Genomic DNA, 19664 nt, shown 5'->3' with positions numbered 1-19664 from the left:
CGGTCAAGCCCAAGACGAATACGGCGCAACTGCCGGGCGAGAAGAGGACGACGAAGTGGCCCAGAAGACGGCTTCGAGTGCCGACCTGACGTGGTTGCTGGATGATCTGGTGGGCCGGGTGAAGCAGGCCGAGCATGCGGTCGCGCTCTCCACCGACGGGTTGTTGATGGCTTCCTCGCAGGGGCTGAGCCGGGACGACGGCGAGCACCTCGCGGCGATGGCGGCCGGCATCCAGAGCCTGGCCCGAGGCGCCGGCAAGCGCTTCGGCGGCGGGCAGGTGCAGCAGACCATCATCGAGATGCAGTCGTCGTTCCTGTTCGTCACCGCCGCCGGCCGCAACGCCTGCCTGGCCGTCCTCGCCACCGAGGACGCCGACGTCGGTCTCATCGCGTACGAGATGGCGATGCTCGTCACCCGCGTCGGCAAGTACGTGGCCTCCCCGTCGCGGGGCGCCGAACAGTCGGCTGGCGAGAGGTAACGGCCATGACGGTGCAGGGAGATTCCGCAGAGCATCAGTGGGTGGATGACCATGCGGGCCCGGTGGTGCGCCCGTACGCGGTGACACGTGGGCGGGCCCGCCCGGTCACCGGCACGTTCGACCTGATCTCCCTGGTCACCGCGACCCGCGCCGACGTGACGCCGGAGGTCGGCATCGGTCCCGAGCACCTGGCGATCGTCGGCCTGTGCCAGCGAATACAGTCCGTCGCCGAGATCGCCGCCCACCTCGACCTGCCGGTGGGAACCATCCGGGTGCTCCTCGGCGACCTGGCGGCCCGCAACCTCGTGCAGGTACGCGAGCCGCAGACCACGGCCGGCCTTCCCGACAACAGCATCTTCGAGGCGGTAATCAATGGACTACGGGCACTCTGACCGGCCGGCGGGAGCGACGCCACTGCCCACCGCGATCAAGATCCTGGTCGCCGGTGGCTTCGGTGTGGGCAAGACCACCATGGTCGGAGCCGTGAGCGAGACCCGGCCGTTGCGCACCGAGGAGGTGCTGACCGAGACCGGCGTCGGCATCGACGATCTGTCCGGTGTGGAGGGCAAGACCACCACCACCGTGGCGATGGACTTCGGCCGGATCACCATCAGCGACGACCTCGTGCTCTACCTGTTCGGCACGCCCGGCCAGGACCGGTTCTGGTTCGTCTGGGACGAGCTGGCGTTGGGCGCGATCGGCGCGGTGGTCCTGGCCGACACCCGTCGACTGGCCGACTGCTTCCCGTCGATCGACTACTTCGAGGGCCGGGGCACTCCGTTCGTCGTGGCGGTGAACTGCTTCGAGGGCGCGCGCCAGTACCGGCTCGACGAGGTGCAGACCGCGCTGAACCTCGACCCGGGCGTACCGGTGCTGCTCTGCGACGCGCGCCAGCGGGAGTCCAGCAAGGAGGTGCTGGTGACCCTCATGGAGCACGCCATGAAGACCCGCGAGGCTCGCCGGCGCGCCGCCAGCGGGGACTGACCGAGGTTTTTTCCGGGGAGGCTGTCCGGATCGCTCCGGTCCGCTCGTCATGCTGGCGACGACCCGAGAGACAGGAGCGACCGATGAAGTTCATGATGTTCGTCTGTAGCGACACCGCACCGGACACCGACCCGACCGAGCTGCCCGACATCCACAAGTGGGTGGCCGACAACGACGCCCGGGGCCGCCGCCTGACCGGCAACGTGCTGGCACCGGCCAGCGCGGCCACCACGGTCCGGGTCCGTGCCGGCGAGCTGCTGGTCTCCGAGGGACCGTTCGCGGAGACCGCCGAGGTCATCGTGGGCTTCGACCTGCTCGACTGCGCGGATCTGGACGAGGCGATCGAGGTGGCCCGTACCCACCCGATGGCGCGCGAGGGGCGGCTGGAGCTGCGGCCGTTCGAGGCGTTGTCCAGCTGATCGGATGACCGGCACCGACACCACGACCGGTGTGCCCGACGACGTCGGCGCGGCCGCGGCGGCGCGGGCCGTCGCGGCCGCCGGTGTGGACGCGTACCCGAGGATCGTCGCGACCCTGATCCGACTCACCGGGGACTGGACGCTGGCCGAGGACTGCGCCCAGGAGGCCCTCGCGGTCGCGCTGGAACGCTGGCCCGACGGTGGTGTTCCGGCGAACCCGGGCGCCTGGCTGATGACGGTGGCCCGCAACCGCGCGATCGACGTGCTGCGCCGGGCCGCCGTCGAGCGCCGCAAGCTGCACGACCTGGCGCTGCTCGCGCCGACCGACGCGCGGCACGAGCACGACGTCGAGGACGACCGCTTGAGACTCGTCTTCACCTGCTGCCACCCGGCGCTCGCCCTCGACGCCCGGGTGGCGCTGACGCTGCGGACCGTCTGCGGGGTGCCGACCGCCGCCATCGCCCGCCTCCTGCTGGTCAGCGAGTCGACGATGACCCGCCGGTTGACCCGCGCCCGGACCCGGATCGCGCAGGCCGGCATCCCGTACCGGGTGCCGACCGGGCCGGCGCTGGCCGAACGGCTGCCGGGCGTGCTCGCCGTGCTGTACCTGCTCTTCACCCGCGGCTACGTCCCCGACGGCGAACCAGCGTTCGCCGCCGAGGCCGTGCGGCTGGCCCGGCTGCTGGACGGGCTGATGCCGGAGCAGTCCGAGGTCGCGGCGCTGCGGGCGCTGCTGCTGTTCCAGCACTCCCGGCGGGACGCCCGCCGGGACGCGGCCGGCAACCTGCTCACCCTTGCGCGGCAGGACCGCACACGGTGGGACCGCGCGGCCATCGCCGAGGGCCAGGCCGCTCTCGCTCGGGTACGCGACGACGGGCCGTACGCATGGCAGGCCCGGATCGCCGCCTGCCACGCCACCGCGTCGTCCACCGACACCACCGACTGGTCGACGATCGCGCGGGCCTACGACGCGCTGGCCGACATCCGGCCCTCACCGGTGATCGCGCTCAACCGTGCGGTCGCGCACGGCTACGCGTACGGTCCGGCCGCCGGGTTGAGCCTGCTCGACGAGGCGCGTGCCGAGGGCGGGCTGGACGGCAACCCTCTCGCGGTGGCGGTGGAGGCCGACCTGGTGGCCCGCCAGGGCGATCCGCTGCGGGCCGTCACCCTGTTCCGGGAGGCGGCGGCGACGGTCGGCTCCGTCGCCGAGCGCCGCGCGCTGCTGGAGCGAGCAGACGAGCTCTCTCGCTAACGAACACACCCCCACCCCCCGCCCCGCCCCGCCCCGCGATCTTGCACTTTCTGTTGCGGCAAAAGGGGTATCCCACTCAAACGGACAACAGAAACTGCAAGATCGGCGGGATCTTCTCGCTCGGCGCACTCCAGCGCCGACGATGCCCGCGAGGTTGTCGGTCACCTCGACGCGCTACTCCGCGACGAAGGTTCCTGAGCCCGGCACGCCGACCACCAGTCCACGAGACTTGAGCGCGTCCACGGCACGGGCGACCGTCCGTCGGGCTGACCCGTACTCCTGGGCCAGCGCGTCGTATGTAGGCAGTCGTGAGCCCGGTCGGAACTCCCCGGCGGCGATGCGTCGAGTCAGGTCGTCCTCGATCTCTCGGGCCGTGTACGGGATGGGCACGGACGTCATGGTCCTTCCTACCCGCTCGGGCCCTGCTTGCACCTATGGCACTACTTGCCTTGCTAGCACTGCTGGCACTACTCTGGCGAAGTGAGGGCGCGGCTCGTGGTGGACAGCGAGTCGGTAGGGGTCGCTGCCAGCTGGAGGGGCGTCCCGCCTCCTGACGAGAGGCGGGCGCCCACGCGTTATGCGGAGGTGGTGCCGGTGCTGCCCGAGGAGAAGCCGATGCAGGTGCCCGTCGACGTCGATGCGTGGCGGTGGCCGTTCCGGACCGAGCGCATCGAGTGTGGGGAATGCGGCGATGAGCTGCGGGTCGAGCGGTTCACAGCACTGTCCGAGCTGGCCGCGACCCTCACCGAACACGCGTCGCGCTGTCGCGTCTTCTGCTGATACGACTGCCCCACGCGCCAACCGTCGCTGCGCAGCCGACGGTGTGGGCGGGTCAACCAGTGACGGCACTTCGAGATCTTGGACAGTTTCCGTCAGCGCCTTGGGCTCAACCGGTGGTTGCAACACCCCTTGTTTGTGGTGGTCGTTGGGGTGGTTATGGCGTCGAGGTTGAGTGCGTTGGAGCGGGAGCAGATCGGGTTGGGTCGGGCGGCGGGTGAGTCGGTGCGGTCGATCGCGCGCAGGTTGGGTCGGGCGGCGTCGACGATTTCGCGGGAGGTGGGTCGGTTCGAGCGTTACGGGCAGCGGTATCAGCCGTCGATGGCGCAGTGGGCGTCGTTTCTGCGGCATAACCGCCCTGGTCGGGTGCCGCGGTTGGCCGGTGACGGGCCGTTGCGGGAGGTGGTGCTGGATATGCTGCGGCGACGTCGTTCGCCGCAGCAGATCAGTGCCCGGCTGCGGGTGCAGTTCCCGGACACGCCGGAGATGTGGGTGTCGCACGAGACGATTTACCAGGCGATCTATCTGCAGGCGCGGGGTAATCTGCGCGCGGAGTTGACGCGGCAGGTGGCGTTGCGCTCGGGTCGGGCCGCTCGCCGTGCCCGGGCGGCGTCAGCCGGGGCGGTGCGTTCCGCCCGGCCCTGGGTTGATCTGCGTATCGCGGACCGGCCAGCGCAGGTCGCTGACCGGGCGGTGCCCGGGCACTGGGAGGGTGACCTCCTCGAAGGGGTCCGTCGCGGTGGACGCGGCGGTTCCGCGATCGCCACGTTGGTCGAACGCGCTACCCGGTTCGTCATCCTGGTCGCCCTGCCCGAGGGCAAGGTGTCCGAACACGTCGTGTCCCAACTGGCCGCCGCGATGACCTGGCTCCCGCAACGGTTACGGGCCTCACTGACCTGGGACCAGGGCGTCGAGATGGCCCGACACCGGGACTTCACCATCGCCACCGACTGCCCGGTCTACTTCTGCGACCCGCACAGCCCCTGGCAACGCGGCAGCAACGAGAACACCAACGGGCTACTGCGCCAGTACTTCCCCAAAGGCCAATTCGACTTCACCACCATCGACCAAGCCGACCTCGACCACGTCGCCGACGAACTCAACGACCGCCCCCGCATGACCCTGGGCTGGGCCACCCCCGGCGAAAAGATGACCCAACTCCTCGGTGTTGCAACCACCGGTTGAACCCGCCCGCTGAACGGAAACTGTCCAAGATCTCGTGACCGTCGCGATCGGGTGGTGGGAAGGCGTCGCCACCGGGTGAGCCGGGGGTCAGCCCGGGACACGTTCCGGTGCCGGAAACGACGCAGGCTCCTTTCCGCTTTGGCGGAAAGGAGCCTGCGGGACGCCGGTACGCGGTCAGTTGGCGATCATGCGGCGCAGCACGTACTGCAGGATGCCGCCGTGGCGGTAGTAGTCCGCCTCACCCGGGGTGTCGATGCGCACGACGGCCTCGAACTCGACGCCCGTGTCGGTCGTGACCGTCACCGTGCGCGGGGTCTCCCCGTCGTTCAGGGCCGTCACACCGGTGATGGTGAACATCTCGGTGCCGGTGAGGCCCAGCGACTCGGCGGTGACGTCCACCGGGAACTGCAGCGGGAGCACGCCCATGCCGATGAGGTTGGAGCGGTGGATCCGCTCGTACGACTCGGCGATGACCGCCCGGACGCCCAGGAGCATGGTGCCCTTGGCCGCCCAGTCCCGCGACGAGCCCGAGCCGTACTCCTTGCCGGCCAGGATGACCAGCGGGATGCCGGCCTCCTGGTAGGCCATCGAGGCGTCGTAGATGGAGGTCTGCTCACCGGTGAGGTGGTTGACGGTGAAGCCACCCTCCACCCCGGGCACCAGCTGGTTGCGCAGCCGGATGTTGGCGAAGGTGCCCCGGATCATCACCTCGTGGTTGCCCCGGCGCGAGCCGTACGAGTTGAACTCGTGGCGCGGCACGCCGTGCTCGGCCAGGTAGGTGCCGGCGGGGGAGTCCGCCTTGATCGCACCGGCCGGCGAGATGTGGTCGGTGGTCACCGAGTCACCCAGCTTGGCCAGCACCCGCGCGCCGGAGATGTCGACGACCGGGCTCGGCTCCGGCTGCATACCCTCGAAGTACGGGGGCTTGCGCACGTAGGTCGAGTCGCTGTCCCAGGCGAAGGTGTCGCCCGTCGGAGTGGGCAGCGACTGCCACCGCTCGTCACCCGCGAAGACATCGGCGTACGCGGCGCTGAAGCCGGTCGCCCCGATCGCCTGGGCGATGACGTCCTGGATCTCGGCGGTGTTCGGCCAGATCTCGCGCAGGTAGACCGGGTTGCCGTCGCTGTCCTCACCGATCGGCTCGTTGGCCAGGTCGATGTCCATCGTGCCGGCGAGGGCGTACGCGACGACCAGCGGCGGGGACGCCAGGTAGTTCATCTTGACGTCCGGGTTGATCCGGCCCTCGAAGTTGCGGTTGCCGGAGAGCACCGAGACGACCGACAGGTCGTGCTCGTTGACCGCGGCCGACACCTCCTCGGGCAGCGGGCCCGAGTTGCCGATGCAGGTCGTGCAGCCGTAGCCGACGAGGTTGAAGCCGAGCTTGTCCAGGTACGGCGTGAGACCGGCCCGCTCGTAGTAGTCCATGACGACCTTCGAGCCCGGGGCCAGGGTCGTCTTCACCCATGGCTTGCGGGTCAGGCCCTTCTCGACCGCGTTGCGGGCCAGCAGGGCCGCGCCGATCATCACCTGCGGGTTGGACGTGTTGGTGCAGGAGGTGATCGCCGCGATCACCACGGCGCCGTGGTCCAGCTCGTACTCGACACCGTCGGTGCCGGTGACCCGGATCGGGTTGCTGGCCCGACCGCCGGCGCCGGTGGCCGCGGTCTCCAGGTCGCGCGGCTCGTCGGCCGGGTCGCTGAACTCGTTGGCCGGCGGGTCGCTGGCCGGGAACGACTCGGCGCTGGCCTCGTCGGCCGGGCCGTTCGCGCCGCGCGGCAGCTCCTCGCGGGCCACGCTCGGCTTGAGGTCACGCTCGCCGGCGGAGTCGTCGGCGACGTAGTCGGTCAGCGCCGAGCGGAACAGCGTCTTGGCGCTGCCCAGCGGCACCCGGTCCTGCGGGCGCTTCGGCCCGGCGAGCGACGGCTCGATGGTGCTCAGGTCCAGCTCCAGGCGCTCCGAGTAGGAGGGCTCGGCCGCCGGGTCGTGCCAGAGGCCCTGCTCCTTCGCGTACGCCTCGACGAGCGCGACCTGCGCGGCGTCGCGGCCGGTCAGCTCCAGGTAGCGGACGGTCTCGGCGTCGATCGGGAAGATCGCCACGGTGGAGCCGTACTCCGGGGACATGTTGCCGATGGTGGCCCGGTTGGCCAGCGGAACGGCGCTCACGCCGGGGCCGTAGAACTCGACGAACTTGCCGACCACGCCGTGCTTGCGCAGCATCTCGGTGATGGTCAGCACCAGGTCGGTGGCGGTGGTGCCGGCCGGCATCTCGCCGGAGAGCTTGAAGCCGACGACCCGGGGGATCAGCATGCTGACCGGCTGGCCGAGCATCGCGGCCTCGGCCTCGATGCCGCCGACGCCCCAGCCCAGGACGCCCAGGCCGTTGACCATCGTGGTGTGCGAGTCGGTGCCGACGACGGTGTCCGGGTACGCCTGCATGACTCCAGACGCCTCTGCGCGCGCCATCACGGTACGGGCCAGGTACTCGATGTTGACCTGGTGCACGATGCCGGTGCCCGGCGGGACGACCTTGAACTCGTTGAACGCGGTCTGGCCCCAGCGCAGGAACTGGTAGCGCTCCTTGTTGCGCTCGTACTCCAGCTCGACGTTGCGGGCGAACGCGTCCTCGCGGCCGAACAGGTCGGCGATGACCGAGTGGTCGATGACCAGCTCGGCGGGGGCGAGGGGGTTGACCTTGGTGGCGTCGCCGCCCAGGTCACGCACGGCCTCGCGCATGGTGGCCAGGTCGACCACGCAGGGCACGCCGGTGAAGTCCTGCATGAGCACCCGCGCCGGGGTGAACTGGATCTCCACACTCGGGTCGGCGGTCGGGTCCCACCCGCCGAGCTGCTGGATGTGATCGGCGGTGATGTTCGCGCCGTCCTCGGTCCGCAGCAGGTTCTCCAGCAGGATCTTCAGGCTGTACGGCAGCCGATCGTGGCCGTCCACCTTGTCGATCTTGAAAATCTCGTAGCTCGCGTCTCCGACGCGTAGCTGGGTCTTCGCACCGAAGGTGTCGAGGCTCGCCACGTCGTACTCCTTCATACCAGCGACCGTGAGTAGTCCTGAGCAGTCTGTCGCACCGGCCGGGGTGCCGCCGAGGTTAGGTAACACTTACCGCCGATTCCGCTCTCAAACAAAACCGTACGTCCGTCTTGCTATTTGCGCAACCCGGCGGCCCGCTCGGCGAGGCTCATCCCTAGCCTCCTAGGACGCGCTACGGAGTGTGCGGTGGAGAGTCGAGGGACCGCTCGGGCGCGCCGACCGCGGGTAGGGTTCGAGGCCCGGCCGGAGGAGGGTCACCCGTGTTCGACGTCCAGCACTGGCTCGTGTCGCTGCCGCCGATCGCGGTCTACCTCCTTGTCGCCGGGGTGATCGGCGTGGAGAGCATGGGCGTACCCCTGCCCGGTGAGATCGTCCTGGTCAGCTCGGCTCTACTCGCGGCGACCGGTGTGGTGGAACCGGAGTGGGTGGCGACAGCCGCCGCGACCGGAGCGATCGTGGGCGACTCCATCGGGTACGCGGTGGGTCGCCGCGGGGGCCGTCCGCTGCTCGCCCGTCTGGGCCGACGCTTCCCCCGTCATCTCGGCCCCGCTCAACTCGCTCGCGCCGAGCAGAGCTTCGCCCGGCACGGTGTGTGGGCGGTGTTCTTCGGTCGGTTCGTGGCGCTGCTGCGCATCCTGGCCGGCCCGCTCGCCGGGGCACTGCACGTGCCGTACCGGCGGTTCCTGGTGGCCAACGCCGCCGGTGGGCTGGTCTGGGCGTTCGGCACCACGTACCTGCTGTTCACCGTCGGTCGGGCGGCCGAGCACTGGCTCAAGGACATCTCCTGGGCCGGCCTGGTCCTCGCGGTGCTGGCCGGCCTGGGCAGCACGTGGTGGCTGCGTCGCCGTGCCCACCGACTGGAGGCCGCCGAGCCTGCGCCGTCCACGGAGGCGGTGCCGTCCGCCGAGCCGCTGAATTCCGGAGAGCCAACTCGCGCCGGCGGCCGACCCGGTATCTGAACGCGCCAATCTTGGACAGTGTCCGGTAGCGCAGAACGGATCTGCTCTGTCCCGGGCGGAAATGCCGAAAGGGCCGGGCCCCGTGGTGGGGTCCGGCCCTTTCGGTGGTGCGGGTTGGTGCTTAGCTGGTGGCGTAGCCGCGGGTGGCGATCCAGTCGGCGAGGTGCTCGACGGTGATGTCGTAGGCGGCGGTGTTGGGGTCGGCGGAGTCGGCGATGCGGACGGTGTTGCCGTTGTCGCGGTAGCCGACGACGCTGATGTAGTGCCCGCCTTCGAAGGAGTGGGTGTTGCCGTCGGTGTCGGTGCTGGTGCCGGCGATGTTGGCCACGACGGCGCGGCCGTTGTCGACGGTGCGGACGATGTCCGCGCGCAGCTGGTCGGTCTGCTTGGCGTCGGCGTCGGGCTTGCTGATCTCGACCGAGTGGTAGGCGTCGGTCTTGCCGGTCTCCTTGTTCAGCACGGGGGTGATGTCGTTGATGGAGTTGGTGCCGGCTTCGGTGGTGCCCATCTCCTTGGCCATGGCGTCGACGCTGATGTTCTTGCCCTGCACGCTCAGGGCGTTGCGGGCGGCGGCGGGGCCGCAGTAGTAGAAGTTGGGTTGGGCTTCGTAGCGCACGCCGAGTTGACGCTCGCTGTGGCCGTTGCGGTCGGCCGCCGTCTGGGACACGGGCGTGGTGGTGTTTTCGGCGGCGAAGGCGGTGGTGACGGGGCCGGCGATGGCGCCTGCGGTGAAGGCGAGGCCGGCGGTGGTCAGGGCGGTCTTGCGAATCAGATCGGTACGCATGGTGGCGTGCTCCTCTGCTTCATCGGGGGATACGCGCTCGGCACACGGGGGCGTGCCGGGCGGAAAGATTCGGATCGGCCCGGCGACCCAATAAGAGGGGTCTGCGCGGGGGGTGGTGCAACGGTCCGGGCCGGCGGGTCATTCCCTGCCGGGGGGCCGGGGGACGGCCGGTGGTGCTCGGCCGTGCGGGGGTGTAACGACGCCGGTCCGGCGGGTGTTCCCGGCCGGGGTTGGTCGGGGCGAGCCGGCGTGGTGCTGGGTGGTGCTGGGTGGTGCGGGGGTGTAACGACGTCGGCTCGGTGGGTGTTCCCGGCGGCGATCGGCCGGGCCGAGCGGGCGTGGTGCTCGGTGGTGCGGGGGTGTAACGACGGCGGCTGTTTCCGGCTGCCAGGGCTCGGACCCGGGGGTCGCGGCGGCGTGCCAGGTATAACGACCCCGCCCGGCCCGCGATTCCGCCCGCCCGGTGTCACCGACCACAGCATGCCGACGGCCCAAACCCGGACAGACATCGCATCCGTGACGCCGTGCACGGGCCTCCCCGGCGTGATCGTCAGCAGAGCGCCGATGTGGGGGCATCCAGGCGCAGGCACACCCCCACATCGCCGACCCCGAGTGGATCACCCGCGCGCACCCGGCGTCCCCACGGGGCGATGTGGGGCACTCGCCGTCCGTCGGGGCGTGATCGACTCGACGTCGGCGATGTCGGGGTATCCGCGCGTGCGGGACACCCCGATATCGGCGACGTGGGGTCGATCAAGGGGCGGGCACGATCGACCGCGAGTCTCCAAGCGCCGTTCGACCACCGAAACCGCGCCATTCGACCACCGAAACCGGAATCGCGACCCGGCGGACGGGCGAATCCCATGATCTGCGCAAGATCGGGGATGTTGCTGCCTCGCAGCCCGGTGAGGCAGCAACATCCCCGAAAGTGCTGTCTCACTGACCAGGGCGCACCAGCCGACCGAGGTCTGAGACGGCGCACGCGGAGCAAGATCGTGCTGTAACCAGGAAAGAGGCCCCTCAGCGCACGGTCGAGGCCACTACAACCAGGATCGAGCACGATCACGCCCGTACGACCTGCGGTTGCCCGGTGGTCGGACGCAGCGGGTGGTCAGGCGGAGTCTGCTGCCTCGCTGGCCTGGGCGTGACGTTCCCGCAGTCGCTCCCGGATCTCCTCCGGGGTGTACGCGCGCCGCCGTCGCTCGGCCCGGGCGATGACCACACCGGACGCTGCCACCCCGGCGAGGCCGGCCACACCGAGGATCTTCCACCACCGCATTCGCTGCCGCATCGACCTAGGCTAGACCCTCATGAGCATCAGTCTGGATGAGGCCGTCGAGTTGACCCGCACCGGCGACGTGTGGGTGTTCCGGGGTCGTAGCGTGCCGGACCGGGCGATCCAGTTCACGACGAACAGTCCGGTCAACCACGTCGGAATGGCCGTGGTGCTGGACGACATGCCGCCGCTGATGTGGCACGCGGAGTTGGGCAGGTCCCTGCCGGACCTGTGGTCGGGCACGCACCAGCGTGGTGTCCAGCTGCACGACCTGCGGGACGCCGTCTGCGTGTGGGCCAACCGGTACGGTCAGCGGGCCTGGCTGCGGCAGCTCGACCCGCCGGCCGAGGGCGAGATGGAGAGCGCTGTGCTGCGGACCGTCGCGCGTCTGGACGGTACGCCGTTCCCGTCGACCGCGCAGTTGGCGTGGCGGTGGGTGCGCGGCCGGGTGCCGTCGTTGCCGGGCCCTGGCCGGGCGGCACTCCGAGCCGTATCGCGGGCCGCCCAAGCCGTTCCGGGGATGCCGGCTACCGCGGGCACGCCGGCAACCCCGGGCGCGCCGGCAAGCCCAGCCACGCCGGCAAGCCCAGGCGCGCCGGCAACCCAAGGCACGCCGGGCACGCCGGTAACCCCGGGCGCGCCGGCCGCCCCGAGCAGCGCGGCCGCGAAGGAGCGTGCGTTGGAGACGGCCTACTGCGCCGAGGTGGTGGCCGTGACGTACGAGGCGATGGGCCTGCTGCCCGCCGGCAAGCGTCCGAACTGGTACGACCCGGGCCGGTTCTGGAGTGGTGACGATCTGGGGCTGGCCGGTGGCGCCCGTCTGGGTACGGAGATCGAGGTGCGGGTTCCGGCCCGCTGAGCTCCGGCCCGAGGTTTGGCCCACCCGGTGAGCGGCAATTGCTGTCGCTGTGAACGCCTCCACGGATCTCGACTCGCTGACCGGCTTCTTCGACCGGTACGGCGCCGCGTTGACCTCGGGCGACCTGCCGTCCCTCGGCGGTTGTTACGCCCTACCCGGGCTGGTGGTGGCGGACACGTACAGCTTCTCGTTCACCTCGCTGGCGGCGGTCGCGCTGTCCTTCGTGGGCGCGGCACCCGACTACCAGGACCGGGAGTTGATCGCCGCGCACGCCCGGATCGAGGACGTGCAGCCGGTGTCCGCGCTGCTGACGCTGGTGTCGGTCGAGTGGGAGTTCCTGGACAGTCAGGGGCGTGCGGTGCCGGGGGAGCGGTATCGCTACCTGCTGCGGACATCGGGTGAGGGGCCGCTGATCTGCACGGTCGTCCGGACGGGCTGACCGCTTGCGGACCGTCGGCGCGGCCGAGCCGTTTTCCGTACGGAGGGGGCCGGTCGGCCTGATCCGTACCCGCACGGTTTCCGGTCCGGCCGGCGCTGGCTACGCTGTCGCGTCGGTGGGACGAGGGGAGACCTGATGGCGGTGGGGCCGGACGGCGCGGGAGGTCCGCGGACGGCGCGAGTGGTGCTGTCGTTGCCGTGGATCGTGGTGCTGGTGGGCGTGTGCGCGCTGGCGGTGCTGTTGGTGGTCGCGCTGTTGTCGTTCCGTACCCGGGAGCGGGAAGGCACGCCGCAGGCTGCGCCGCCGGTGTTCCTGCCCACGACGCCGGCCGCTGCGTCGTCGGCGCCGACGCCGGGTGGGCTGGAGCGGCGGACGGCGTCGCCGCGCGCCTCGCGGAGCAGCCGGACGCCGTCGCCGCGGGCCACCACGAAGTCGCCGTCGCAGGGGGCGACGAGCGCCGCGGCTCTGGCGACAAAGGACCCGGCGGTGTCGGCGCAGTACAAGGTCGGTACGGACGGCTGGAACGCGACCGAGGCCACGCTGTCGGTGACCAACGGGTCGGAGCAGTCGGTGGACTGGCGGGTGGAGTTGGCCTTCGCGGACGACACGCGGGGCCTTCGGGTGAGCGGTGCGGCGGGGATCTCGGTGGCGGCGCAGGGTGACGGCGCGTTCGTGCTCAGTGGCGGAGAGTCGTTGGGCGCGGGTGACACGCAGACCCTGCGCTTGCGGGTCAGTTGGGACGGATCGGCGCAGCGTCCGGTGCGGTGCGTGGTGAACGGGGTGGAGTGCCGGTTCAGCTGACCGGGCGTCGGGTGGCGTCGCACGCGACGCCGGCGCTTTCCGGGGCGGGCCGTCGATCGCTAGGCTGCCCGGACGGCCCGCTGAGGGAGGTACATGTCCGGCATGCGTCGTGCCCCGCGACCATCGCACGGTCCGGCGGCCATCGCGTCGTCGCCGTGGATCGTGGTGGCCGCCGGTGTCGTCGTGATGGTGGTCCTGCTGTTCGTGGCGCTGGGCGCGTACCGGGGGCGTAGTCCGGCGCGCGACGACGGGCCGCCACCGGCGGGTCTGCCGTTGCCGCAGGCGCCCGTGTCGCCGACCGACCTGTCGCCGACGCCGCTGCCGGAGAACTCTGCGCTGCTGCCCGGCTTGTCGCCGCGGGCCAGCGGGTCGCCGCCGGGTGCGCCGGTCACGTCGGGGGTGCCGACGGTCGGCCCGACGGTGGTGTCGACGTCGGCGCGGCCGTCGACCCGGCCGCCGCCGCAGCAACAGGCGTCGGCGGTGAGCGGACGCTACCGGGTGGTGCAGAGCTTCGACGGGGGTTTCATCGGCGAGGTGCTGATCGTCAACGCGTCGGGTGTGGACCGCGGTTGGACGGTGCGGTTCGAGTTCGCCGGTGGTCGGCTGGTGACGACCTGGGTGGAGGGTGTGCCCCAAGGGGCGGTGCGGCAGTTCGACGGTGGTTTCACGTACGTCAGCGGGGTGGACGTGCCGGCCGGCGGGTCGGTGGCGCTGCGGTTCCACCTGGAGCGGGCGTCGACGACGCCGCGAGGGTGCACTGTCGACGGGGTGCGCTGTAGCGGGTTCTGAGTGACTCTTCCGCAAGGATGGTGCTCTGTTACGACAATGTTTGCAAGGTATTGCAGATCGTTGCGGCAAGGGTTAGCGTGCGGCCAATCACGACCAGAGGAAGGCCGTCGATGAAACCCCCGCCGATCCCCCGCACCGCCCTGCTCTCGCTCGCCTGCCTGCTCACCGTCACTCTCGTCGGAACGCCGGAGTCCGGGCGTCCACTCGGCGCGGACGCCGACCCCCGGGCGTCCAGCGTCGACCCCCTGGCCGCGGCCGGCAGCGTGCAGTGGCGCGACGAGCCCACCGCCGACGCGCTGCTGGCAGCGGGCGCCGACAGCGCGCGTGCCGAGCAGTTCTACTTCGTCCTGCCGGACCGGTTCGCCAACGGGGACCGCCGCAACGACTCCGGCGGGCTCACCGGTGACCGGCTGCGCACCGGGCTCGACCCGGCCGACAAGGGCTTCTACCACGGCGGTGACCTCAAGGGCGTCATCGACAAGCTGGCCTACATCCAGGGCCTGGGCACCACCGCGATCTGGCTGGCCCCGATCTTCAAGAACCGTCCGGTGCAGGGCAAGGGGAACGACATCTCCGCCGGCTACCACGGCTACTGGATCACCGACTTCACCCAGGTCGACCCGCACTTCGGCACGAACGCCCAGCTCAAGGAGCTGGTCTCGTTGGCGCACCGGCGGGGCATCAAGGTCTATCTCGACGTGGTGGTCAACCACACCGCCGACGTCATCAGGTACGCCGAGGACCGCTACGCCTACGTGGACAAGGCCGCCTCGCCGTACACGGACGCGCGGGGGCGGGCGTTCGAGGACCGCAACCACGCCGACGGCAGCCGGGACTTCCCGACTGTCGACGCGAACGCCGGCCCGTACACGCCGGTCTTTCCCGAGCCGGGTGACGCGACCGTGAAGGTGCCGGCGTGGCTCAACGACGCCAGCATGTACCACAACCGGGGTGACTCCACGTTCTCCGGCGAGAACAGCGAGTACGGCGACTTCGGCGGCCTCGACGACCTGTGGACCGAGCGTCCCGAGGTGGTGCGGGGGATGACGAAGGCGTACGGGGACTGGATCGGCGCGACCGGCGTCGACGGGTTCCGGTTGGACACCGTCAAGCACGTCAACATGGACTTCTGGCCGCAGTTCACCCGGGGCGTCGAGCGGGCCGCCGAGAAGGCCGGCAAGAAAGACTTCTTCGTGTTCGGAGAGGTCTACAGCGCCAACCCGGAGATCACGTCGACGTACGTGCGGCGCGGCGGCCTGCCGGCCACCATCGACTTCGCGTTCCAGGAGGCCGCGCGGGGCTACACGGCGGGCGGCGGCTCGGCGAAGGCCCTCGCCGACGTGTACGCCCGCGACGACCTCTACGCCGCCCGGGACACCGACGCCGGCCGACTCACGACCTTCCTCGGCAACCATGACATGGGCCGGATCGGCTCGTTCATCGCCGGCGGCGGCACCGACCCGGCCAGTCACCTGCGCCGCGACCAGCTCGCCCACCAGCTCATGTTCCTCACCCGTGGTCAGCCGGTGATCTACTCCGGTGACGAGCAGGGCTTCACCGGCCCCGGTGGGGACAAGGACGCCCGGCAGGACATGTTCGCGTCGAAGGTGCCCGACTACCTCGACGACGACCTGCTCGGCACCGACCGCACCCACGCCAGCGACCAGTTCGACACCAGCCACCCCCTGTACCGGACGATCGCCGAGCTGGGCCGGCTGCGCCAGGCGCACCCCGCGCTGCGCGACGGCATCCAGGTCACCCGGTACGCCGCCGACGGTCCCGGCGTGTTCGCCGCGTCCCGCGTCGCGCCCGGAGACCGTACCGAGTACATCGTCGCGGTGAACAACGCCGCGACCGCGCAGACTGTCAGCGTGGACACCTGGTCGGCCGGCGTCACCTTCACCGGCATCTACGGCGGTTCCGCCAGCGCGAAGGCCGGCGGCGACGGGAAGGTCACGCTGACCGTGCCGCCGCTGTCGGCGGCCGTGTACCGCGCGGCCAGCCCCATCGCCCGGCCGGGCGGCGCGCCGACCATCACCATCACCACCCCCGCGCCGGACGCGTCGGTGGCGACCCGCGCCGCGGTGACCGCGAAGGTGACCGGCGACCCGCTGTCGACCGTCACCGTGGCGGCCCGGGTGGGCGGCGGCCGGTGGACGTTGCTGGGCAGCGCCGACCACGCGCCGTACACCGTGCACCACGACCTGGACGGGCTGGCCGGCGGCACCCGCGTCGAGTACCGCGCGGTGGTCCGGGACGGCCGGGGCCGCACCGCCACCGCCCGGTCCGTCGCCGTCGTCGGCACGCCCGAGCTGGGCGGATCCCGGGAGTGGGCGGTGGTGCACTACCAGCGTCCGGCCGGCGGGTACGACGACTGGGGGCTGTACGCCTGGGGAGACATCGACCCGGCGTACGTCACCGAGTGGCCCGAGGGGCAACCGTTCGCCGGGGAGGACTCCTACGGCCGGTTCGCCTGGGTGAAGCTCAAGCCGGGCGCGAAGTCCGTGGGCTTCGTGGTGGTCGACTCCGACGGCACGAAGGACGTCGCCCAGGACCGCAACATCGACGTGACGACCACCGGCGAGGTCTGGCTCAAACAGGGCGACGCGACCGTCTATCCGAGCCGGCAGGCGGCCACCGGCCAGCCGGACCCGGCGGTCGAGGAGGGCACCGCGGTGATCCACTACCGACGGGCCGACGGTAACTACGACGGCTGGGGTCTGCACCTGTGGGACGGGGCGGCCCACCCGACCGACTGGGCCACCCCGCTCGCGCCCACGTCGACCGACGCGTTCGGCGCGGTGTTCCGGGTGCCGCTGGCGTCCGATGCCACCGGGCTGAACTACATCGTGCACAAGGGCGACACCAAGGACCTGCCCGACGACCAGCGGCTCGACTTCGCCAGCGCCGGCCGGGAGGTGTGGCTGCTCGCCGCCACCCCGGGGCGGCTGCTGCCGTCCACCGCGACCAGCGCCGGAGGGGACACCGACATCGGCAAGCAGAAGGCGCACTGGATCGACCGGTCCACCATCGCCTGGCAGACACCGCCGACCGACGGCCGGGTGTACGCCCTGGTGGCCGCCCCGGCCGGCGGGGTGAGCGTCGTCGACGGGGAGCTGTCCGGGGCGTACACCAGTCTGCCGTTGCGCGCGCAGCGCAACGGGCTCACCGAGGCCCAGCGCGCGGCGTTCCCGCACCTGTGGTCCCACCGGGCCTTCGCGCTCGACCGGGGTGACCTGGCGAAGGTGCCGGCGGCGCTGCGCGGCCAGCTCCTGGTCACCGAGCGCGACGCCCGGGGGAAGCTGCTCGCCGCGACCGGCGTGCAGATCCCCGGCGTGCTCGACGACGTGTACGCGCGGGCCACCCAGGTCACGCTCGGTCCGACCTTCGCCGGCCGGACGCCCAGCCTCGCGCTCTGGGCGCCGACGGCCCGGACCGTGGAGCTGGAACTGTTCGACTCGCCCACGGCCGCGCCGAAGACGGTGTCGATGCGCCGCGACGACCGCACCGGCGTCTGGTCGGTACGCGGCAGCCACGCCTGGACCGGGAAGTACTACCGGTACCGGGTGCAGACGTGGCAGCCGGCGGTGCAGCGGATGGTCACCGCGTCCGTCACCGACCCGTACTCGGTGTCGCTCGCGGCGGACTCCACGCACAGCCAGATCGTCGACCTGAACGACCCGACGCTGGCCCCGCCCGGGTGGCGCACGCTGCGCAAGCCGGCCCCGGTGCCCGCGTCGAAGGCGCAGATCTCCGAACTGTCGGTGCGCGACTTCTCCATCGCCGACGAGACCGTGCCGGCGCAGCGGCGGGGAACGTTCCTGGCGTTCACCGACCCGGCGACCGCCGGTATGCGGCACCTGCGGGCGCTCGGTGACGCCGGCGTCACCCACCTGCACCTGCTGCCGGCGTTCGACTTCGCCACGATCCCCGAGAAGCGGGCCGACCAGCGCCAGCCGGCCTGCGACCTGGCGGCGCTTCCGCCGGACTCCGACCAGCAGCAGACGTGCGTCGCGGCCATCGCAGACACCGACGGCTACAACTGGGGGTACGACCCGCTGCACTACACCGTTCCGGAGGGCGGTTACGCGGTCGACCCGAACGGGGCGGCGCGGACCGCCGAGTTCCGCCGCATGGTGGCCGGAGTGAATGACGCCGGCCTGCGGGTCGTCCTGGACGTGGTCTACAACCACACGGCGGCGGCCGGTGTCGACACCAGGTCGGTGCTCGACCAGGTGGTGCCCGGCTACTACCACCGGCTGCTCGACGACGGCACAGTCGCCAACTCCACCTGCTGCGCCAACACCGCGCCCGAGCACGCGATGATGGGCAAGCTGGTGGTCGACTCGCTGGTCACCTGGGCCCGGCAGTACAAGGTGGACGGTTTCCGGTTCGACCTCATGGGCCACCACCCGAAGGCGAACATCCTGGCCGTCCGCGCGGCCCTGGACACGTTGACCGTCGCGCGGGACGGCGTGGACGGCAAGGCGATCATGCTCTACGGCGAGGGCTGGAACTTCGGCGAGGTCGCCGACGACGCCCGGTTCGAGCAGGCCACCCAGGCCAACATGGCCGGCACCGGCATCGGCACGTTCAACGACCGGCTGCGCGACGCGGTGCGCGGCGGCGGTCCGTTCGACGCCAACCCCCGTACGCAGGGCTTCGCCTCCGGGCTCTACACCGACCCCAACGGCGACCCGGTGAACGGTTCGGCGGCCACCCAGAAGGCCCGACTGCTGCACGCCCACGACCTGATCAAGGTGGGTCTCACCGGCAACCTGCGGGACTACCGGTTCACCGACACCTCCGGGCGTACGGTCACCGGCGCGCAGGTGGACTACAACGGCTCGCCCGCCGGGTACACCGCCGCGCCGGGGGAGGCGGTCACGTACGTCGACGCGCACGACAACGAGATCCTGTACGACGCGTTGGCGTACAAGCTGCCGCAGGACACCAACGCGGCGGACCGGTCCCGGATGCAGGTGCTGGCGCTGAGCACGGTGGTGCTGGGGCAGGGCACCGGGTTCGTCACCGCCGGCACCGAACGACTGCGGTCGAAGTCGCTGGATCGCAACTCGTTCAACTCCGGTGACTGGTTCAACCAGATCCGCTGGGGCTGCGCCGGCGGCAACGGGTTCGGCGTCGGCCTGCCACCGGCGCCGGACAACCAGGACAAGTGGCCGTACGCCAAGCCGCTGCTCGCGGATCGGGCCCTGGTGCCCGACTGTGCGGCGATCGACACCACCGACGCCCGGTACGCCGAGCTGCTGCGCATCCGGGCGTCGTCGCCGGTGTTCGGGATAGCCACCGCCGAGCAGGTGCAGCGGCGGGTGGCGTTCCCCCTGTCCGGTGAGTCGGAGACCCCGGGCGTCCTGACCATGACGCTGGACGCGCGCGGCCTGGGTGGGCCGTGGACGTCGCTGACCGTCGTCTTCAACGGCACCCCGGAGGTGGCGACGCAGACGGTGACCGGCCTGCGGGGTGCGGACGTGGCGCTGCACCCGGTGCTGGTGAACTCGGCCGACCCGACGCTGCGGACCGCGTCGTTCGACCGGGCGGCCGGCACCTTCCGGGTGCCGGCGCGCAGCGTGGCGGTGTTCGTCCAGAGGTGAGCGGGGAC

General features: G+C 71.2%; 17 protein-coding genes. 13 read left to right on the top strand and 4 right to left on the bottom strand.

The features are described from left to right. Window positions 1–55 precede the first annotated feature (55 nt). The 5 genes from ACQPZK_RS21595 (at window position 56) to ACQPZK_RS21575 (ending at window position 3133) form a co-directional block, all read left to right on the top strand. Window positions 56–478, top strand: coding sequence for a roadblock/LC7 domain-containing protein (locus tag ACQPZK_RS21595; RefSeq protein WP_433534743.1), 423 nt, complete (start codon window positions 56–58; stop codon window positions 476–478). 5 nt (window positions 479–483) lie between these two features. Continuing rightward, window positions 484–870: a DUF742 domain-containing protein gene (locus ACQPZK_RS21590; RefSeq protein WP_358111410.1), complete on the top strand. Its 387-nt coding sequence runs from the start codon at window positions 484–486 to the stop codon at window positions 868–870. Further along, window positions 851–1462: a GTP-binding protein gene (locus tag ACQPZK_RS21585; protein WP_355053540.1), complete on the top strand. Its 612-nt coding sequence runs from the start codon at window positions 851–853 to the stop codon at window positions 1460–1462. The genes ACQPZK_RS21590 and ACQPZK_RS21585 overlap by 20 nt, the downstream gene beginning before the upstream one ends. Before the next feature lie 83 nt (window positions 1463–1545). After that, on the top strand, window positions 1546–1881 hold the full coding sequence (locus tag ACQPZK_RS21580) for a YciI family protein (RefSeq protein WP_433534742.1): 336 nt from the start codon (window positions 1546–1548) through the stop codon (window positions 1879–1881). Window positions 1882–1885: 4 nt separating this feature from the next. Then, window positions 1886–3133, top strand: a complete 1248-nt coding sequence (locus ACQPZK_RS21575) for an RNA polymerase sigma factor (protein ID WP_433534741.1) — start codon at window positions 1886–1888, stop codon at window positions 3131–3133. A gap of 174 nt (window positions 3134–3307) precedes the next feature. Here the strand turns inward: ACQPZK_RS21575 and ACQPZK_RS21570 are convergent, their stop codons facing one another. Continuing rightward, a complete protein-coding gene (locus ACQPZK_RS21570; protein ID WP_421472149.1) occupies window positions 3308–3532 on the bottom strand; it encodes a winged helix-turn-helix domain-containing protein in 225 nt (74 codons plus the stop codon). A 195-nt stretch (window positions 3533–3727) separates the two neighbouring features. Here ACQPZK_RS21570 and ACQPZK_RS21565 point away from each other — a divergent pair, with 195 nt between their 5' ends. Beyond that, window positions 3728–3913, top strand: coding sequence for a hypothetical protein (locus tag ACQPZK_RS21565; protein ID WP_433534740.1), 186 nt, complete (start codon window positions 3728–3730; stop codon window positions 3911–3913). A gap of 156 nt (window positions 3914–4069) precedes the next feature. Beyond that, window positions 4070–5095: an IS30 family transposase gene (locus ACQPZK_RS21560; RefSeq protein WP_433534739.1), complete on the top strand. Its 1026-nt coding sequence runs from the start codon at window positions 4070–4072 to the stop codon at window positions 5093–5095. Window positions 5096–5269: 174 nt separating this feature from the next. Here the strand turns inward: ACQPZK_RS21560 and ACQPZK_RS21555 are convergent, their stop codons facing one another. Then, a complete protein-coding gene (locus ACQPZK_RS21555) occupies window positions 5270–8137 on the bottom strand; it encodes an aconitate hydratase (RefSeq protein ID WP_433534738.1) in 2868 nt (955 codons plus the stop codon). Between the two features lie 260 nt (window positions 8138–8397). Here ACQPZK_RS21555 and ACQPZK_RS21550 point away from each other — a divergent pair, with 260 nt between their 5' ends. Beyond that, complete coding sequence (locus ACQPZK_RS21550; protein WP_433534737.1) at window positions 8398–9096, top strand: DedA family protein; 699 nt, start codon at window positions 8398–8400, stop codon at window positions 9094–9096. 121 nt (window positions 9097–9217) lie between these two features. Here the strand turns inward: ACQPZK_RS21550 and ACQPZK_RS21545 are convergent, their stop codons facing one another. Both ACQPZK_RS21545 and ACQPZK_RS21540 read right to left on the bottom strand, forming a co-directional pair. Then, the gene (locus ACQPZK_RS21545; protein WP_433534736.1) at window positions 9218–9880 is read right to left on the bottom strand and encodes a C39 family peptidase; all 663 of its coding nucleotides are present in this window, start codon (window positions 9878–9880) and stop codon (window positions 9218–9220) included. A gap of 1111 nt (window positions 9881–10991) precedes the next feature. Then, entirely contained in the window at window positions 10992–11171 is a 180-nt protein-coding gene (locus ACQPZK_RS21540; RefSeq protein WP_433534735.1) for a hypothetical protein, read from the bottom strand. A 19-nt stretch (window positions 11172–11190) separates the two neighbouring features. On the opposite strand from ACQPZK_RS21540, the gene ACQPZK_RS21535 reads away from it, so the two are divergent. The 5 genes from ACQPZK_RS21535 to pulA all read left to right on the top strand — a co-directional run bounded on the left by ACQPZK_RS21535 (window position 11191) and on the right by pulA (window position 19656). Next, window positions 11191–12015, top strand: coding sequence for a hypothetical protein (locus ACQPZK_RS21535; protein WP_433534734.1), 825 nt, complete (start codon window positions 11191–11193; stop codon window positions 12013–12015). Between the two features lie 49 nt (window positions 12016–12064). Continuing rightward, window positions 12065–12454, top strand: a complete 390-nt coding sequence (locus ACQPZK_RS21530) for a hypothetical protein (protein ID WP_433534733.1) — start codon at window positions 12065–12067, stop codon at window positions 12452–12454. A gap of 135 nt (window positions 12455–12589) precedes the next feature. Then, window positions 12590–13255, top strand: a complete 666-nt coding sequence (locus tag ACQPZK_RS21525) for a hypothetical protein (protein ID WP_433534732.1) — start codon at window positions 12590–12592, stop codon at window positions 13253–13255. Between the two features lie 93 nt (window positions 13256–13348). After that, complete coding sequence (locus ACQPZK_RS21520) at window positions 13349–14044, top strand: cellulose binding domain-containing protein (protein ID WP_433534731.1); 696 nt, start codon at window positions 13349–13351, stop codon at window positions 14042–14044. Window positions 14045–14154: 110 nt separating this feature from the next. Then, window positions 14155–19656 carry a pullulanase-type alpha-1,6-glucosidase gene (pulA, locus tag ACQPZK_RS21515; protein ID WP_433534730.1) on the top strand — a complete coding sequence of 1834 codons (5502 nt, stop codon included), beginning with the start codon at window positions 14155–14157 and terminating at the stop codon, window positions 19654–19656. Window positions 19657–19664 lie beyond the last annotated feature (8 nt).

Source organism: Micromonospora sp. CA-249363 (assembly GCF_050950185.1).
Taxonomy (GTDB): domain Bacteria; phylum Actinomycetota; class Actinomycetes; order Mycobacteriales; family Micromonosporaceae; genus Micromonospora.
This window is presented reverse-complemented; position numbering and strand designations above follow the sequence as displayed.

What these genes read in the sequence shown, in the direction of transcription:
- ACQPZK_RS21590 (WP_358111410.1), top strand. Translation starts at nt 484, where the DNA reads ATGACGGTGCAGGGAGATTCCGCAGAGCATCAGTGGGTGGATGACCAT.
- ACQPZK_RS21585 (WP_355053540.1), top strand. Translation starts at nt 851, where the DNA reads ATGGACTACGGGCACTCTGACCGGCCGGCGGGAGCGACGCCACTGCCC.
- ACQPZK_RS21580 (WP_433534742.1), top strand. Translation starts at nt 1,546, where the DNA reads ATGAAGTTCATGATGTTCGTCTGTAGCGACACCGCACCGGACACCGAC.
- ACQPZK_RS21575 (WP_433534741.1), top strand. Translation starts at nt 1,886, where the DNA reads ATGACCGGCACCGACACCACGACCGGTGTGCCCGACGACGTCGGCGCG.
- ACQPZK_RS21570 (WP_421472149.1), bottom strand. Translation starts at nt 3,532, where the DNA reads ATGACGTCCGTGCCCATCCCGTACACGGCCCGAGAGATCGAGGACGAC.
- ACQPZK_RS21560 (WP_433534739.1), top strand. Translation starts at nt 4,070, where the DNA reads ATGGCGTCGAGGTTGAGTGCGTTGGAGCGGGAGCAGATCGGGTTGGGT.
- ACQPZK_RS21555 (WP_433534738.1), bottom strand. Translation starts at nt 8,137, where the DNA reads ATGAAGGAGTACGACGTGGCGAGCCTCGACACCTTCGGTGCGAAGACC.
- ACQPZK_RS21545 (WP_433534736.1), bottom strand. Translation starts at nt 9,880, where the DNA reads ATGCGTACCGATCTGATTCGCAAGACCGCCCTGACCACCGCCGGCCTC.
- ACQPZK_RS21540 (WP_433534735.1), bottom strand. Translation starts at nt 11,171, where the DNA reads ATGCGGCAGCGAATGCGGTGGTGGAAGATCCTCGGTGTGGCCGGCCTC.
- ACQPZK_RS21535 (WP_433534734.1), top strand. Translation starts at nt 11,191, where the DNA reads ATGAGCATCAGTCTGGATGAGGCCGTCGAGTTGACCCGCACCGGCGAC.
- ACQPZK_RS21525 (WP_433534732.1), top strand. Translation starts at nt 12,590, where the DNA reads ATGGCGGTGGGGCCGGACGGCGCGGGAGGTCCGCGGACGGCGCGAGTG.
- ACQPZK_RS21520 (WP_433534731.1), top strand. Translation starts at nt 13,349, where the DNA reads ATGTCCGGCATGCGTCGTGCCCCGCGACCATCGCACGGTCCGGCGGCC.
- pulA (WP_433534730.1), top strand. Translation starts at nt 14,155, where the DNA reads ATGAAACCCCCGCCGATCCCCCGCACCGCCCTGCTCTCGCTCGCCTGC.